Origin of the sequence: Haloplanus ruber, from assembly GCF_024494725.1 — an archaeon.
GTDB lineage: Archaea > Halobacteriota > Halobacteria > Halobacteriales > Haloferacaceae > Haloplanus > Haloplanus ruber.
Genome location: NZ_JANHDK010000003.1, coordinates 261,701 through 276,576, shown reverse-complemented (window position 1 = coordinate 276,576; position 14,876 = coordinate 261,701). Strand labels below are relative to the sequence as shown.

The window sequence follows — 14,876 nt, the reverse complement described above, 5'->3', positions numbered from 1 at the left end:
CTAGCCCATCCCCGTCGCGGAGAGGTACTGGACGCCGAACAATACGGTGTTGTAGAGGCCGTGGACGACCGCCGGGACGACGAGGTTGCGGGTCCGTTCGTAGAGGTAGCCGAGGACAAGGCCGAGAACGGCCGCGACGGTGACGTACGGAAGCCGCGAGCCGCCCCCGCCGGTGAGGGCAATCCAGTGGACGAGTCCGAACAGGACACTGGAGAGGGCGATGGCGACGGAGGGACCCCAGGTCCGCCGTAGGATACCCTGCACGCCGCCCCGGAAGACGAGTTCCTCGAACGGGCCGACGAGGAGGATGGCGACGGGAATCATATAGAGGAAGTAGCTGGGGTCGCGCTGACCGGTGACGACGACCTGATTCTGGGCTACGTCGACGCTAAGTGCCGTCAAGAGACGCGCGATGACGAGTTGGGCGCCGACGAGTGCGAGGACGCCGACGGCGATCAGGCCGACCTCTCGGACGGAGGGCCGGCGCACCTGCAGGAGTTCCCACTCGCGGGTGATGGCGAGGTAGCCGCCGACGGCGAGGCCGAAGCCGACGAACTGGAAGACGGAGGCGACGACGCGGTATTCAAGCGTGTCGCGGACGATGACGCCGGCCCCGACCAGAGCACTCATCCCGAGACCGACGACGGCCGTGGCCGCGAGGAAGGCGGCGACGATGAGGAGGAGGCCCCGGAGGAGGTCCCACCCGCGGTCGACGAGCGAGGCGCGGCGCCGACCGGCGTCGGGGGGCAGATCGCCGATCCGCTCACAGCGGAGGTAGTAGCCGACGGCAAAGACCAGTCCGACGGCGAGAGTTGCGACCCCGAGTTCGGCCGCGCGGTCGCTCCCCCGGAGCGACGCGTCCTGGTGGACGAGCGTCGCGAGCACCAGCCCGACGAGCAGGTGCAACATCGCCCCGGGTACGAGGAGTTCGTTGACCATACCCGATATCTGTCGGCCCGAAAGTAAGTATCAGTCGATGACGAGGCGGCGTTTCTCGGGCACCGCGTCGTCGGCGTCGACGTCGCCGCCGCCGAGGAGGCCACGCGCGGCGCGCTTGCTCCACTCGACGGCCGGCTGGGTGAACGTCTCGACGCCCGCGAGTTCGCCGTAGAGAGTACAGGCCGCCTCCATGCCGTAGAGGAGTTCGCCGACACCTCGTTCGTCGATTCGGTCGACCTCGATCCGGACGTTCGGGCAGTCCGAGGCCGCGAGACTCGCCTCGGTCGCCCGAAACTCGGCCTCGAGCAGGTCACCGAGGCTTCCGCCCCCGAGGTAATCGAGGCCGTCGAAGTCCGTCTCGGGGATAGAGACGTCGGGGCGCTCGCGCGGGCGGACGAGCGTCACGAGTTTGTCCCGCGGGCCGGCGCGGTACAACTGGAGCTGTGAGTGTTGGTCCGTCGCACCGAGCGCGCGGGCGGGCGTCTGGCCGACGGCGTCTTTGCCCAGGCTCTCGGCCCAGAGCTGGGCGAACCACTCCGCGAAGGACTCCAGGGACTCGGCGTAGGGCATCATCGCGTTGACGCCTGCGCCACGGCGTTCGAGGGCGTAGCAGGTCGCGCCGTAGGCGTAGGCGGGTGCCTCGAACAGCGAACCCGTGAGCCGGTCGGCCTCGGCGCGCGCGCCGTCGAGGAGTGCCTCGATGTCGTGGCCGGCGAGGGCGGCGACGGGGAGCGCCACCGTCGAGAGGACCGAGAAGCGCCCGGGAGAGCCTGCGGGCACGTCGAGGACTGGCAGGTCGTGGCGTGCGGCCAGGTCTCGGAGGTTCCCCGACGGACCGGTGGTGACGAGGGTGCGCTCGGTCCAGTCGACACCGGCGTCGGCCATCGCCTCGCGCACGACCAGGAAGTTCGAGAGCGTCTCGGCGGTGGTGCCAGAGCGAGAGACGACGTGGACGACGGTGTCGGAAAGGGGAAGCGTATCGAGGAGGGCGGCGACGTGGGTGGGGTCGACGTTGTCGAGGACGTACGCGTCGAGGTCGGTTCCGAGCGCCTCGGTGAGGGTCGCGGCGCCGAGGGCGCTCCCGCCGATGCCGACGGTGAGCACGGCCGCGGGGTCGTCGAAGCGGGCCACCGCCCGGCGAATGGCCGCCGGGTCGACCGTCTCGGGGAGGTTCAGCGACGCGTAGCCGTGTGCGCCTTCGTCCCGCAGGCGGTCGATGCGGTCGTGGGCGTCGGCGACGCGTTCGTCCAGTCGCTCTAGGGCCTCGCGCGTGAGTCGCGGTTCGGCGTCGAGCGCGTTGCCGAGGTCGACGTACATGGCCGAATCGGGGGTGCGCTCCGGGAAAACCGTTTCCAGTTCGGCAAACCCGAGCGGACGGGGGACGATCCCCAGCGCTCTGCGGACGGGGACGCGACGCAGCGGGGCCTCCGGACGAGTCGGCACCGCCCTCACGCTGGTGATGGATTGCGTGTCGGTCGGCGTCGGCGCGCTGTTTCTCGTTGGGGCAGTCGGTCGATTAGGCCGCCGGCCAGCGCAGATACACCATCGCGACGACAACCGCGAGTTGAAACAGCCCCTGCACGCCGCTCAGGCGAGCGTTTCGCATCCCGATCCGACTGATCACGGTCGGATCGGGATCGCCCGAGGCCAGTTGGCGGTAGATACGAACCTCACCGGGCAGGAGGACGCCGAATCCGAGCACCGAGAGGACGGTGACGATGGCAAGCGAGACGAGAATCGTCGGAGAGGTCATCCCGAAGGCGTCGGCGGTGACGGCGAGATAGGCGCCGCCGCCGAGAAGCGAGACGGCGAAGGCGACGATCCACCGGGGGTCGTCGAGGGCGTCGAACTGCCAGCCGAGAAGGAGCAGCGCGGGGACGGTGGTGGCGAGCGTCAGGAGGGCGGTCCACGGTCTCGCGTGGGGAAAGACGCCCACTCGTTCGGCGAGGGTGACGCCGCCGACGATGGTGACGAAGGCGAGCGACGGCATGAGGAAGGCCATCTTGGGGGTGAACCGACGGAAGACGCTGGCGCGTGCCTCGACGGACAGTCCTCCGAGGACGGGGCCGAGGACGAGCGCCATGAAGAGGTCGATACCCGTCCACAGCACGCCCGCCATCACGTGGACGTAGATATGGTGGACGACGGGGGCGAAAAGGAGGGCATAGAGGAGCGCGACCGCGGGGACGGCGACGGCGCCGACGGCGAAAGCCGGGTTGGCTCGCTGACCCATACCCCTGATCGCACCGCGGACGGTCGAACCTGACGTTGACATCGTGCGCGGAGAGCAACCGAACGAGCAAAAGCGTTCAGGCAATCACAGCACGGCGCCGTCCTGCAGGAGCGTGATCAGGACGGTCAACACCGGGACGCTGGCGACCGTCGTGACGAAGATTGTCATGGTGAGATATTCGGAGGCCGAAAGGCCGTCCCGGTCGTCGACATCGCTGTACGAGAGGGTGAGCGCGAGGGGAATGAGCGCGACGGGCGTCGCACAGAGCAGGACGAACACGCGGGCAACGGCAATATCGTCGAACTTTCCGAGGGCGAGGGCGACGGCGAGACCGGTCAGAGGTGCGACGACGAGTTTGACAATCGACGGGCGGATCACCCGGCGGACGTTCCCGTACTCTAGGCCGGAGAGTTGGATGCCGACGATGACGAGCATCAGGGGAATGGAGGCGTCGCCGACGAGGCCGACAGTGGACATGAACGTCCCGTCAGTTGGCGGGGCGACCCCGAGAAGGCGAACGGCGCCGGCGGCGGCGATGGCGTAGACGAGCGGCAGGCGGAAGATTTCCTTGACCGCGCCGATACCGGCGTCGCCGCCGCCGCGGGAAGCGACGTAAACGCCGAGGGTGTACATCAGGAACGCCTGAGCGGTAATGTAGATGACGGCTGTCGTCCGGCCCACGTCGCCGAAGGCGAACTCCGCGAGTGGGATGCCGTAGAAGCCGGCGTTGGGGAGCGCTCCCGCGAGGACGTCCGCGCTCCGGTAGGGTTCGGGGACGCCCAGCAGTCGGTCGAGAAGTTCGACCAGCCCCATCGTGACGGCGACGAAGAGCCCGACCCCGGCGAAGATGAGCGCGACGGTATCGCCGGAGAGCGTCGTCGTGACGATGCTGTGGAAGATGAGCGCGGGGAGAAAGAGATAGAGAGCGACGTCGTTGAGCGAGTCGACGTCGACGTCGAGGACGGACGCGAACGCGTAGCCGAGTCCCATCACCGAGACGATAGGGAGGATGGCCGACGTGAATGCGGAGACGAGCGACATACCGGCCGGGTCGACAGCCGGATGTCTCAACCTCCGTATGGGAGCAAGCGCTTCCGGTTTCAATGCGACGAGCGCGTCAGAGGCCGTCGAGCGCAGTATCGTTCGGTGGTGTGGCGACGGTCGGCCGCGGGACGGTGTGACCGGGAGTGTGGCCGGATTCGAGCGTGCATCCAGCCAGGGCGGCGGAGTCATCAACTCCGGAATCGACATTCGAGACACTCGCTTCGGGTTGACGACCCCGGCAGGCGACAGGCAAGTCAGCGGTCCTCGGAGACGTGTACGGGTGCCTCGGGCATGTCGATCCCTTCGCTGGCGAAGGCGGCCATCGAGCGCTCTGTCACGTCCGAGACGAACGCGAACTCGTCGCGCAGGTCGGCGACGTACGCCTTGCCACGGATCGTCCGGTGGTAGGTTTCGTCCTCGACGAGGACCGCAAATGGGTGGTCGTCATCGACGTAGACGTACTTCGAGGTCACCATGGCTTCCTCGACGATCACACTCGCCCGGTCGACATCCGTTCCGGCGGTGACCGCGAGTTCGACGACGACCATCATCTCCGGATCGCCGTCGTTGGCGTTCGAGACGTTCGCGGTGAACAGCGTGGCGTTCGGAATCCTGACCGCGTTGTCGTCCGGCGTCACCAGCGTCGTCGCCCGGAGACCGATATCGGTCACTTCGCCGTAGTCGCCGTCGATGGTGACCTTGTCACCGACCTGATACGGACGCTCGGTGATCAGTACCAGTCCGCCGATCATCCCCGCGAGGAGATCCTTGAGACCGAAGCCGACGGCCGCCCCGAGCAGTCCCGACGCGGCGAGTAACTGCGCGCTCGAAAGTCTGAGCAACGGTCCCAGAACCAGAAACGCCGCGGCCCCGTAGATGAGAAATCGCGTGATTGGGACCAGCATCTTGATACTGATCCGCCGGCGGGGACTGCGCTCGGCGACCGCGACGAGCGCATACCCGACGACCCGGCTGGCGAGATACGCGGCCACGAGCACCCCCGCGATCCCGACGAGGGTCTCTCGGTCGAGTCCGAGGTCCACCAGCACCTGAAGTGCGATCACAGTATCCGCCCCCGTTCAGTCGTCGCGACGGCGGTCGGTACCGCCGCCGGGACCAGTTCCACGAGACCATCCTCAACCGTGACGAGGCCGTCGCGCGAGAGGCGCCCGAGGACCCGGTCAAGTTCGTCGACGATATCCGTGAGCTGTGCCCGGTCGACCCGCTCTTTCGCGAGGACGATCCGCAGACAGAACGCCTCCTCACGGCTCAGGTCCCGGTCCGACGTCGGGACGGCGATGTCGCTCGGGCGGACCTCCGACCCGTGGCGAGCCTCCCAGATCGCCGTGGCGACACCGAGATTCCCGTTCGAAACCGCAGCGAGCCGGCCGAACGTTACGTCCGCTGGATCCGGATCGCTGTCCGAAAACAGGCTTCTGACAGCGACGGGGTCGAGCGTCGGGATCGGCACCGACACCGACCAGTCCCGCCAACCAAGCTCGTGACGCGTCGTGACGGCCAACCCGCTCTGCTCGGGGTCGTCTGCGAGAAACGCCGGCATCTCGTCGTACCGAGCTAACACGAGTTCGGCGATCCGGTCCGCCGAAAGGGACTGGACCTCGACGCGGACGGGAAACGCTGGACCGAGGGCCTGCACTGCCGCGAGATACGCCCACGCGTACCGATTCCAGCCGGTCACCACTGGCGCGTCGACGCTCGCCAGATCGTCGAGAAACGCGGACAGCTTCTCGAATCCGCCGATGCGACGCTCGTACAGGTGCTGGCAGTCCTCGATCACGACCGGCGCTCCGTCGAGTTGTGCTCGGATGTGGTCGATCCCATCGCCCGGGTCGAGACTGACACGAGTTGCGTCCAGCGCCCGCACAGCACGGTCTAGGACCGACCCGCGTCCGGAGAAAGGCTCGCCCACGACGGCAACCGGCCCGGCGTCCTCGCCCGAGAGAATCGCCTCGAACGCTTCGTAGTCGTCTCCGAGGAGCGTCGGGACATCGACAGCCGGATCATGCCCTCCCCGTTCGACGGCACGGTCACTCATTGTTCACTCGCCTTCGTGTCCAAGCGATTGAAAATACCGGTCCGAATCCCCCCTCAGACACTCCCGAGCATCCCAGTTCGTCTGCTTCTCGCCTCGGCGCGGCCGTCGCAGGGCGTGTCACTGGGTGGCTCTCTCACCGATCCAGCCGGGTCGTGTACCCTCACTGCCGGTGAACACACGCCGCGTGTTCGGCACGGCCGTCGGGACACTCGTCGACCGCGGAGTTCGGCAGATCGGAAAGGACAGGTTTCAAGCGCGGCCTTCGCCAACGACGCGGTATGTACGACCGACTGAAGGGGTTCCGCGATTTCTACCCCGAGGAGATGGCCGCCCGGCGGGCGGTGGCCGACCGACTCGAGGAGACTGCCCGGCGGTACGGCTTCCGGGAGATTGGCACCCCGACGCTGGAGGCTGTCGACCTCTATACGGACAAAAGCGGCGAGGAAATCGTCGACGAACTGTACGCCTTCGAGGACAAGGGCGGCCGCCACGTCGCCATGACGCCGGAGCTGACGCCGACGGTCGCGCGGATGGTCGTCGCGAAGGGTCAGGAACTCCAGAAGCCGATCAAGTGGGTGTCGACGCGGCCATTCTGGCGGTACGAACAGGTCCAGCAGGGGCGGTTCCGCGAGTTCTACCAGACGAACGTCGACGTGTTCGGATCGGCGGAGCCGACGGCCGACGCGGAGATTCTGGCGTACGCGGCCGACGCGCTGACTGCCCTCGGTCTCTCCGCTGAGGACTTCGAGTTCCGGGTCTCTCACCGCGACATCCTCGGTGGCCTGCTCCGGGCGTTCGACGCCGATGTGGATCTGCGGGCGGCGATCCGCGCGGTCGACAAGTCCGAGAAGATCGAACCAGCGCAGTATTACGACCTGCTCCACGAGGCTGGGCTCTCCTACGATCAGGCCGAGCAGTTCGACGACCTGCTGGCGACCGACGACCTCGACGACCTCACGGCCTTTGCCGGCACCGACGACGTGGCGGCGGCGGTGGGGAATCTGCAGAACGTCCTCTCGGCCGCCGCGGACTTCGGCGTCCGGGAGTACTGCACCGTCTCCTTGGAGACGGCCCGGGGGCTGGATTACTACACCGGCACCGTCTTCGAGTGTTTCGACACGCAGGGGGAGGTGTCCCGGGCGGTGTTCGGCGGCGGCCGATACGACGACCTAATCGAGAGCTACGGCGGCCAGCCGACCCCCGCGGTCGGCGTCGCACCCGGCCACGCCACGCTCTCGTTGCTCCTCCAGCGCGCGGGCGTCTGGCCCGAGGAGGCGCTCACGACGGACTACTACGTCCTCTCGGTGGGCGACACCCGAGGGACGGCCGCGCGGGTGGCCCGTGACCTTCGGGGGCGGGGCCATGTCGTCGAGACGGACCTCGCGGGGCGGAGCTTCGGCGCGCAGATGTCCTACGCCGACGGCGTCAACGCCGAGACGGTCGTCATCGTCGGCGAGCGCGACTTAGAGAACGGCGAGGTGACGATAAAGGAGATGGAAAGCGGCGACCAGACGACGGCGCCCGTCGACGCCTTCCCGGGCGACCACGACCGGCCGACCTACGACGACTTCGCGTAGCGGACCGGCGATTTAACTGTCGGCCCGACTCATCCCCGTCGATGCCGAAACGCGCCTTTCGGATCGCGTACGACGGCCGCCCGTACGCGGGGTTCCAGCGACAGCCCGACCGCCCGACCGTCGAGGATGCCGTGTTCGACGCCCTGCGTGACCTCGATATCGCGTCGCCACCGCCGGGCTACGCCGCTGCGGGGCGAACCGACGCCGGCGTCTCGGCGCTCGCCCAGACCGTCGCCTTCGAGGCCCCCGACTGGCTCTCGCCCGCGGCGCTGAACGGGACGCTCCCCGCGACAGTCCGAGCGTGGGCGAGCGCGGACGTCGCCGCCGACTTCCACGCCACCCACGACGCCAGCCGCCGGCGCTACCGGTATCACCTGTACGCCCCGACACTCGACGACGACCGGGCCGGCGAGGCGCTGGACCGCCTGACCGGTGAACACGACTTCCACAACCTCACGACCGACGACACGGGGACCGTCCGTCGCCTCGACGCGAGTGGCAAGCGGGACGGCGACTTCCTCGTGTTGACGCTGACCGCAGGCGGGTTCACGCGGCACATGGTCCGCCGAGTCGCGTCGCTGGTGCGGGCGGTCGGTGCCGGCGAGAGTGACCCCGAGCGGGTGGGTCGCGTCCTCGGTCCCGAACCGCTCGACGGCCCCGAAGGGGTGGCTACCGCGCCGGCGACGCCGCTTGTCCTCACGGATGTGACCTATCCGGGGGTCACCTTCGTCTCGGACCCCGACGCCGTCGAGAGCGCACGCGGGGTCTTCGGGGAGCGACGCATCGAGGCGCTGACCGTCGCACGGGTCGTCGACAGCCTGTGTGACGGAATCGAGTGAACGGGGTGACGAGGAGTAGGGACGGCGCAGTCCGCACAAGCCGACGACACAGGGGGGTGCTACCCGACGACGTAAAATGGAGGGGTCGCGTAGCCGGCGGCATGCCCGAGCGTACTGCCGTCGTACTCGCCGGCGGCCGGTCGACGCGGTTCGATGACGGTGACAAGGCGGTCGCCGACCTCGCGGGGACACCGATGATCCGGCGAGTGATCGACCGAATCACCCCTGTCGTCGACGACGCCGTGATCAACTGTCGGGCCGAGCAGACGCCGGCGATAGACAGGGCACTCGACGGGGCGGCCGTCCCCGTCACGTTCGCGGAGGACGAGTATCCCGACGAGGGGCCGATGGCGGGGATGGCGACAGGGCTTCACGCCGCCGCGGGCGAGTACGCCTTCGTCGTCGCCTGCGACATGCCCTTCGTCGATCCCGAGTTTGTCGCGTACCTGTTCGAGCGAGCGACGGGCCACGACGCGGCCGTCCCCCGGCCGGCACAGTGGTTCGAGACGACTCACGCGGTCTACCGGGCGACGGCGATGGCCGAAGCCTGCGAAGCAGCCCTCGACGCGGGCGAAGAGCGGATCGTCGCGCCGCTGTTCGAACTGGACTTTGTCGTCGTCGACGCCGAGGCGGTACGAGAGCACGGGCACCCCCGCACCTTCGAGAACTGTAACACGCGGGCGGACTTCGTCGACGCCGAGCGACGCCTGGGCGAGGAGGATTAGACCACGTCGACGACCGTGGGGTCGGCCATCCGTGCGAGGACGACCCGGGGAACGTCGGCACGGTCGTGGACGGCCGCGGCAATCTCGCGGCCGGTCGCCGCCAAATCGTCGTCGTCGACCATGTTCACCAGCGGGACGACCGTCGCCGTCGGCGGCACCCGCTTGCGCCCACCCGCTCGACTGGCGAGGACCGTCGCCACGTCCTCGGGACCGATGGGGTCGCCGCGGGCGAGACCCGTGAGGGCGGCCACCCGCTCCGGACGGTGGACGTGGTCGTCGGTGAGCGGCTTGCCGACGACGCGGGCGCTAGCGACGGGGATCACGGTGTCGGCAGTCGCGGGCACCTGCGGTTCGCGCTCGTCTGGTGCCTTGAGCATCCGGGTTCGCGCCCCGTCGGCCTTGACGAGGACCGGTCCGTCGTGTGCCGCGCGGACGGCGGTGACGGTTTCGCGGTCGTAGCCGAGATAGCGGTCGTCGCGCTCCTGTGCGGGAACGAGGCCGAGCGGCCAGGCCGCCGCGTCGGCGTCACAGAGCGTCCCGACGGGGTCGCGGGTGACACGCACCGCGGCGACGTGGTCGTCGAAGATGGGGATGCGAACCGTCGCGGTCACGACGGCACGCTCCAGGCGGGCGGCCAAGGCATAGAGGGTGGTCTTTTTGCCGCCGGCGCCGACGACACAGACGAGTTCCGCGTCGGCCGACAGCGCCTCGATGAGGTCCATAGCCCCGCTTTCGCGCCCAGTCACTTCGGCGTATCGCCACTCGCTCCGCCGGCCTGTCGCCCGCGGACGACCGTCTGTTCGTGGGCGGGAAACACCGATTCGACGGCGTCGGGACCGGCCCGGTCAGCGAGGCGAGCGCGGAGTTCGGCCTCGTAGTCGGCCCGTCCAACCGCCTCACTCGGGCCGGCTCGGACATCCAAGTGGGCGTCGACGAGTCGGTCGACGGCCCCGCGACCGAACCCGGCGAGGGGAGCCAAGTAGTCGACCCCGTGGCGATCCTCGAGGCTCCGTGCCGTCGGTCGGTCGACGGTCGGGACACGGTCGTCGCGGCGGGTGCCGTCGGCGACGGCGGTCACGTCGCAGGCGGCGACGCGTTCGAGGGCGTGTTCGTGAACACGCTGGATGCCGTTGCGGGGGTAGCCGTCCGAGCGCATGCGCTCGACGGCATCGTCGGCGACGGCGGGGTCCAGGTCGACGGTTCGGAAGGGGTAGTCGAGTCGGGCGGCTGCCGTCCGGGCGTGCCGCCAGTCGTCGGTGATCCCGAAGGTGCCGGTGACCAGCGTCACGTCGTAGAACCGGTCGAGTACGAGCGCCGCGAGCGCCGAATCCTTTCCGCCGCTGAACAGCACGGCGGCGTCCATTCGCTTACCGGCGGCGGATGTCGAAGCTCTTGTCCGGGGTAAGCTCCTTCAGCAGTTTCCGCATCTGTTCCTCGTCGATGCGGTCCTGAATGCGCCCGCTCTGGGCGAGGGCGACCACCTGCTGTTCGACCTTCTCGGCGACCTGCGGTTTCGACATCTCGACGGCGTTGAGTCGCTGACGCGCGCCGTCGGTGAGGTGCTGTTTCAGCAGCGCCTGCTTCTGCGCTTCGGCCTGCTGTTGGGCGGCCTGCTGGGCTTCGGCCCGCTCACCGTCGGCGCCCCCCTCCTGGGCCTGCTCTTTGAGTTCCTGCATCTTCTGCTGGCGAAGCTCTTCGATCCGTTCGTCGTCAGGGTTACCACTCATGGATACAAATTCCGTCGAAACGGTGAAAACGATTTCGGAGGCCGAGGGGGTCGGGACCGACCGCCTCGGAGTGGTCCGTGTCTACGCGTACTTCTCGAGTTCCGGTCGGTCGAGGTCCTCGAGCACGTCGGCGGCCACCTCGTCGAGGAGGCTCTGTCCGTCGGGCGTGGCGACGCGGCCCTCGCCCTGGGCGGTCGAGACGAGGTCCTCTTCCTCGAGTTGCTGGAGGATGGTCCGGATGATCTTCTTGCTGCCAGCCTCGGTGTGCTTGGCGGCGACGCGGTAGCGGGTCGAGCCCTGCTTGCGGTCGCCGTAGGCGGTCGACAGTCGGTCGACGCCGACGGGACCGTCAACGGCCACCTTCCGCAGGAGGCTCGCGGCGCGGACGGGCCAGAAGTCGTCCTGCTGGGGCGGGAGTTCCTTGCTGGAACCGGTCTTGGCGTAGTTTACCCACGCGGGCTCCTCGATACGGTCGGCGAGCCGGTCAGCGAGCTCGTCGATGAGCGCGTCCGCCGGCACGTCGTAGAGGGTTACCATTGGCGCAGGCTTCCCGCGGACGGCGTTTAAACCCATCGTATTAGCCCCGCGAGCGGAGGCCCAGAGCGCCGGTCGCAGCGCCGCCGAGGACCGTCGGCGTCCAGTAGACCATCCCCCGGAAGACGACGACGGCCGCGAGCGCAACGGGTTCGGTGACCCCCGCGAGCGGCGCGGCGACCAACAGGACGACGAGAACGCTCTCGATACCGCCGGCGCCGCCGGGGAGCGGCGTGACGCCCGCGATGGCGCCGATGGGGACAACGAATAGGGCGGCCGAGAGGGGAATCGGTGTCCCGACGGCTTGGAAGGCGAGCCAGAGGCCAAGCATCTGACAGAACCAGCCGACTGCGGAGAGCGCGAGGGCGAGCGCGAGGCCGCGAGGGTTGGCCGCGACACGCTCGATGGCGCGGAAGAACCCGTTGATCCGTCGTTCGACGCCCTCGACGGTCGGCTCCGGAACGCGCGGAACGTGACTCGCCACCCGACCGGCGAGCGGCGTGAGGACGCCGACGATCCGATCTTCGAGTCGGTAGCGGTGCCGCCAGCCGAGATAGACGAGCGCCGGAACGCCGGCGGCGAGGGCGACCACCGCGAGGAGGGCGAGTTCGAGGCGTCGACTGGCTCCGAGGGCTGCCTCGGTGACGTAGTACCCGACACCGATGAGTGCGATAGTGATGGAGGGGACGAAATTGAGCGTATCGACGCTGGCGATAGCGGCCAGTCCCGTCTCGTACTCGGTGTCGGCCACCCGCGAGATCAGGAGCGCGGTGATCGGTTCGCCGCCGGCCTGACCGAAGGGCGTGACGTTGTTGGCAAACATCGCGCCGGTGAACACGAGGAGGGCCCGCGGTACCGACAGCGGGATGCCGAGAACGCCGAGGACGACCCGGAGTGCGAGGCCCCAAGCCGCCAGCCAGCAGAGGGTGGCCAGGAGAACCAGTCCAACGAGTCGGCGGTCGGCGCCCGCGAGTTGCGCGAGCAGGTCTTCGACGCCGGCGACCGAAAACAGGACGGCGAAGACGGCGAGCGCGCCGGCGAACCCGAGGACGGTCGCCCGAGTGCGTCCGCCAGCCATGTCCCCGCGGAGGGGGAGCCGAGACATTAACCCACCGGATCGACACCGAGCGGTGTCGGGGTTTTTGAGCCGGCACCGCCAACGCGGGCTATGGACGAACGGAGCGCGCTGGCGGCCCTCGCCGACCGCGTCGGCGAGGCGGGCGACGACGCGGCGGTGATCGACGGGCTGGTCCTGACGACGGACATGCTCCACGAGCGGACAGACTTTCCGGCGGGTGTGACCCGGTATACGGCCGGTTGGCGAACGATTGGGGCGTCACTCTCCGACGTGGCCGCGATGGGCGGGGCGGCGACGGCTGCCGTCGCCGCCTACGGCGCCCCCGAGTTCGATCCCACGGAGGTGGCGGCGTTCGTCGACGGCGCGGCCGACGTCTGCGAGACGGTCGGCGCCCGATACGTCGGCGGTGACCTCGACGACCACGACGAGTTTACCGTCGCCGGAGCGGTCGTGGGGCGGGTCACGAGTCCCGTCTATCGGAGTGGGGCGACACCCGGCGATGCCGTCTACGTGACGGGCGCGCTCGGCCGGAGCGCCGCCGCGATCCGCGAGTTCGAGGCCGGAAACGCGGACCGGGGAAACGAACTCTTCCGGTTTGCCCCGCGGGTGGATGCCGGACGAGCGCTCGCGCCGGTCGCCACCGCCATGATGGACTCCTCGGACGGATTGGCACGCTCGCTCCACCAACTCGCCGCCGCCAGCGACTGCGGACTGCGGATCTCGTGGGACCGACTCCCGGTCGATTCGAGCGTCGACGCCGTCGCCGCGGACGCCGCCGACCGTCGGGAACTGGCGGCGTTCTTCGGTGAGGATTTCGAACTCGTGTTCACCGCCTCCCCAGCGCGGCTGGACGAAGCGCGGGACGGGCTATCGGTGCCGGTGACACGGATCGGTCGCGTGACCGACGGGGCGGTCGTCGCCGATGGCGAGTCACTTCCGGATCGGGGCTACACCCACTAGCCGAGCAACTGGATCGGGACCAGGAGGAAACAGAGCGCCCCGAGAGCGAAGGTGACGAGCCCGAGAAGCTGCCGTTTCCAGCCGAGCGGCGACTCGTCGGCCGGGTTGGCGGGACCGTTGTACGCGATAAACGAGGCGAACAGCCCCCAGACGGCCCACAGGCCGACGGATTCGTTGAATCCGAGGTTTCGCACGAAGTAGAGGTAGGCCGCGAGAGCGAAGAGCACGAGGGGGACGAGGGAGGCGACCGTCTCCTGCCGGCGGCCGAGCATCGCCCGGACCATGTGTCCGCCGTCGAGTTGCCCGACGGGAAGCAGGTTGAGCACGGTGAAGAACATCCCGACCCAGCCGCCGATGATGACGGGGTGGACCGTCCGAGTCGGGTCGGCGTAGCTCGTCGGGCGGCCAAGCGCCGCCGCGATCAGGTCGAGCAGCGGCGGGTTGTTGAAGATGATGACCTGGCCGGGGGCGTCGATGACCCGCTGGGGGACGGTCATCGGATCGAGTGAAAGCCCAATCGCGGTCACGACGACGGTGGCGATAAGGCCGGCCAGCGGGCCGGCGACGCCGATGTCGAACAGGGTCTTGCGGTCGGGCATCCGCCCGCGCATCCGGATGATGGCACCGAGTGTCCCGAAGGGGACGATAAAGGGGATGAGATAGGGTAAGGAGACGTCGACACCGTGGTACCGCCCGACGAGGTAGTGGCCGAGTTCGTGTGTGGTCAACACGCCGAGTACCGCGGCGGTGAACGGCCAAGCCTGGAGGGCGAGCAGTGGGTTGGCGAGGAGGTCGGCGGGCGGAATGTAGTACCAGGCCGCAGCGCCGACGAGGAGCGTCGAGACGACCGTCGCGGCAAAGAGCGCGAGGTTCGTCCACGGTACCCCGTCGATCCGGCCGTCCGCAGGCGTGGCGACAACGGCTGTCTCCCAGGGTTCGCGTCCCGCCTCAATGTCGACACGGTAGCCGGCACGGCGGAACGGGTCCTGCAGTTCGTTGGCCAGCGACCCCTTCGGAACCAGCGGCTCGCCGTAGTAGCGAACGCGGTCACCGTCACGGTCGGTTTCGCGGACGTAAAACACCGCTTCGAGGGCTGCTGACGGTGGCCCATCGGCTCCGTCCATCGACGTGGGCTAACGCGCTCAGCGGTATAAAACCCGTGAC

At 68.7% G+C, this 14,876-nt stretch carries 16 protein-coding genes; 4 read left to right on the top strand and 12 right to left on the bottom strand.

Translation table 11 applies throughout. The features are described 5' to 3' along the window. From NO878_RS12005 to NO878_RS11980, 6 genes are all read right to left on the bottom strand, one after another. On the bottom strand, positions 1-939 hold the full coding sequence (locus tag NO878_RS12005) for a CPBP family intramembrane glutamic endopeptidase (RefSeq protein WP_256406235.1): 939 nt from the start codon (positions 937-939) through the stop codon (positions 1-3). Positions 940-969: 30 nt separating this feature from the next. Next, positions 970-2,256, bottom strand: a complete 1,287-nt coding sequence (locus NO878_RS12000; RefSeq protein WP_256406234.1) for a glucose-6-phosphate isomerase — start codon at positions 2,254-2,256, stop codon at positions 970-972. Positions 2,257-2,455: 199 nt separating this feature from the next. After that, positions 2,456-3,172, bottom strand: a complete 717-nt coding sequence (locus NO878_RS11995; protein ID WP_379823202.1) for a hypothetical protein — start codon at positions 3,170-3,172, stop codon at positions 2,456-2,458. Positions 3,173-3,256: 84 nt separating this feature from the next. Continuing rightward, positions 3,257-4,213 (bottom strand): AEC family transporter, encoded by a 957-nt coding sequence (locus NO878_RS11990; protein ID WP_256406232.1) that lies wholly within the window; start codon positions 4,211-4,213, stop codon positions 3,257-3,259. 257 nt (positions 4,214-4,470) lie between these two features. Further along, positions 4,471-5,280: a mechanosensitive ion channel family protein gene (locus tag NO878_RS11985; protein WP_256406231.1), complete on the bottom strand. Its 810-nt coding sequence runs from the start codon at positions 5,278-5,280 to the stop codon at positions 4,471-4,473. Further along, positions 5,277-6,272, bottom strand: coding sequence for a hypothetical protein (locus NO878_RS11980; RefSeq protein ID WP_256406230.1), 996 nt, complete (start codon positions 6,270-6,272; stop codon positions 5,277-5,279). Before NO878_RS11980 ends, NO878_RS11985 begins: the two co-directional genes overlap by 4 nt. Before the next feature lie 278 nt (positions 6,273-6,550). Here NO878_RS11980 and hisS point away from each other — a divergent pair, with 278 nt between their 5' ends. The 3 genes from hisS to NO878_RS11965 all read left to right on the top strand — a co-directional run bounded on the left by hisS (position 6,551) and on the right by NO878_RS11965 (position 9,413). Next, complete coding sequence (gene hisS / locus NO878_RS11975; protein ID WP_256406229.1) at positions 6,551-7,849, top strand: histidine--tRNA ligase; 1,299 nt, start codon at positions 6,551-6,553, stop codon at positions 7,847-7,849. Positions 7,850-7,890: 41 nt separating this feature from the next. Beyond that, positions 7,891-8,688: a tRNA pseudouridine(38-40) synthase TruA gene (truA, locus tag NO878_RS11970; RefSeq protein WP_256406228.1), complete on the top strand. Its 798-nt coding sequence runs from the start codon at positions 7,891-7,893 to the stop codon at positions 8,686-8,688. A gap of 101 nt (positions 8,689-8,789) precedes the next feature. Next, positions 8,790-9,413, top strand: coding sequence for a molybdenum cofactor guanylyltransferase (locus NO878_RS11965; protein WP_256406227.1), 624 nt, complete (start codon positions 8,790-8,792; stop codon positions 9,411-9,413). On the opposite strand, the gene yqeC is transcribed toward NO878_RS11965, so the two are convergent. The 5 genes from yqeC to NO878_RS11940 form a co-directional block, all read right to left on the bottom strand. Further along, positions 9,410-10,135 carry a selenium cofactor biosynthesis protein YqeC gene (gene yqeC / locus NO878_RS11960; RefSeq protein WP_256406226.1) on the bottom strand — a complete coding sequence of 242 codons (726 nt, stop codon included), beginning with the start codon at positions 10,133-10,135 and terminating at the stop codon, positions 9,410-9,412. The genes NO878_RS11965 and yqeC overlap by 4 nt on opposite strands. 20 nt (positions 10,136-10,155) lie before the next feature. After that, a complete protein-coding gene (locus NO878_RS11955; protein ID WP_256406225.1) occupies positions 10,156-10,776 on the bottom strand; it encodes a DUF7411 family protein in 621 nt (206 codons plus the stop codon). A 4-nt stretch (positions 10,777-10,780) separates the two neighbouring features. Further along, complete coding sequence (locus NO878_RS11950) at positions 10,781-11,140, bottom strand: DNA-binding protein (protein WP_256406224.1); 360 nt, start codon at positions 11,138-11,140, stop codon at positions 10,781-10,783. A gap of 81 nt (positions 11,141-11,221) precedes the next feature. Then, on the bottom strand, positions 11,222-11,677 hold the full coding sequence (locus tag NO878_RS11945) for a 30S ribosomal protein S19e (protein WP_256406223.1): 456 nt from the start codon (positions 11,675-11,677) through the stop codon (positions 11,222-11,224). Positions 11,678-11,717: 40 nt separating this feature from the next. Then, entirely contained in the window at positions 11,718-12,752 is a 1,035-nt protein-coding gene (locus tag NO878_RS11940) for a lysylphosphatidylglycerol synthase transmembrane domain-containing protein (RefSeq protein WP_256406222.1), read from the bottom strand. A gap of 90 nt (positions 12,753-12,842) precedes the next feature. Between NO878_RS11940 and thiL the strand changes: the two genes are divergently transcribed. Further along, positions 12,843-13,712: a thiamine-phosphate kinase gene (thiL, locus tag NO878_RS11935; protein WP_256406221.1), complete on the top strand. Its 870-nt coding sequence runs from the start codon at positions 12,843-12,845 to the stop codon at positions 13,710-13,712. Here the strand turns inward: thiL and NO878_RS11930 are convergent. Further along, positions 13,709-14,836: a site-2 protease family protein gene (locus NO878_RS11930; protein ID WP_256406220.1), complete on the bottom strand. Its 1,128-nt coding sequence runs from the start codon at positions 14,834-14,836 to the stop codon at positions 13,709-13,711. The two genes, thiL and NO878_RS11930, sit on opposite strands and share 4 nt — an antisense overlap. Between the last annotated feature and the right edge of the window lie 40 nt (positions 14,837-14,876).

What these genes read in the sequence shown, in the direction of transcription:
- NO878_RS11965 (WP_256406227.1), top strand. Translation starts at nt 8,790, where the DNA reads ATGCCCGAGCGTACTGCCGTCGTACTCGCCGGCGGCCGGTCGACGCGG.
- NO878_RS11940 (WP_256406222.1), bottom strand. Translation starts at nt 12,752, where the DNA reads ATGGCTGGCGGACGCACTCGGGCGACCGTCCTCGGGTTCGCCGGCGCG.
- NO878_RS11995 (WP_379823202.1), bottom strand. Translation starts at nt 3,172, where the DNA reads ATGGGTCAGCGAGCCAACCCGGCTTTCGCCGTCGGCGCCGTCGCCGTC.
- NO878_RS11955 (WP_256406225.1), bottom strand. Translation starts at nt 10,776, where the DNA reads ATGGACGCCGCCGTGCTGTTCAGCGGCGGAAAGGATTCGGCGCTCGCG.
- yqeC (WP_256406226.1), bottom strand. Translation starts at nt 10,135, where the DNA reads ATGGACCTCATCGAGGCGCTGTCGGCCGACGCGGAACTCGTCTGTGTC.
- NO878_RS11945 (WP_256406223.1), bottom strand. Translation starts at nt 11,677, where the DNA reads ATGGTAACCCTCTACGACGTGCCGGCGGACGCGCTCATCGACGAGCTC.
- thiL (WP_256406221.1), top strand. Translation starts at nt 12,843, where the DNA reads ATGGACGAACGGAGCGCGCTGGCGGCCCTCGCCGACCGCGTCGGCGAG.
- NO878_RS12000 (WP_256406234.1), bottom strand. Translation starts at nt 2,256, where the DNA reads ATGTACGTCGACCTCGGCAACGCGCTCGACGCCGAACCGCGACTCACG.
- NO878_RS12005 (WP_256406235.1), bottom strand. Translation starts at nt 939, where the DNA reads ATGGTCAACGAACTCCTCGTACCCGGGGCGATGTTGCACCTGCTCGTC.
- NO878_RS11950 (WP_256406224.1), bottom strand. Translation starts at nt 11,140, where the DNA reads ATGAGTGGTAACCCTGACGACGAACGGATCGAAGAGCTTCGCCAGCAG.
- NO878_RS11990 (WP_256406232.1), bottom strand. Translation starts at nt 4,213, where the DNA reads ATGTCGCTCGTCTCCGCATTCACGTCGGCCATCCTCCCTATCGTCTCG.
- NO878_RS11980 (WP_256406230.1), bottom strand. Translation starts at nt 6,272, where the DNA reads ATGAGTGACCGTGCCGTCGAACGGGGAGGGCATGATCCGGCTGTCGAT.
- truA (WP_256406228.1), top strand. Translation starts at nt 7,891, where the DNA reads ATGCCGAAACGCGCCTTTCGGATCGCGTACGACGGCCGCCCGTACGCG.
- hisS (WP_256406229.1), top strand. Translation starts at nt 6,551, where the DNA reads ATGTACGACCGACTGAAGGGGTTCCGCGATTTCTACCCCGAGGAGATG.
- NO878_RS11930 (WP_256406220.1), bottom strand. Translation starts at nt 14,836, where the DNA reads ATGGACGGAGCCGATGGGCCACCGTCAGCAGCCCTCGAAGCGGTGTTT.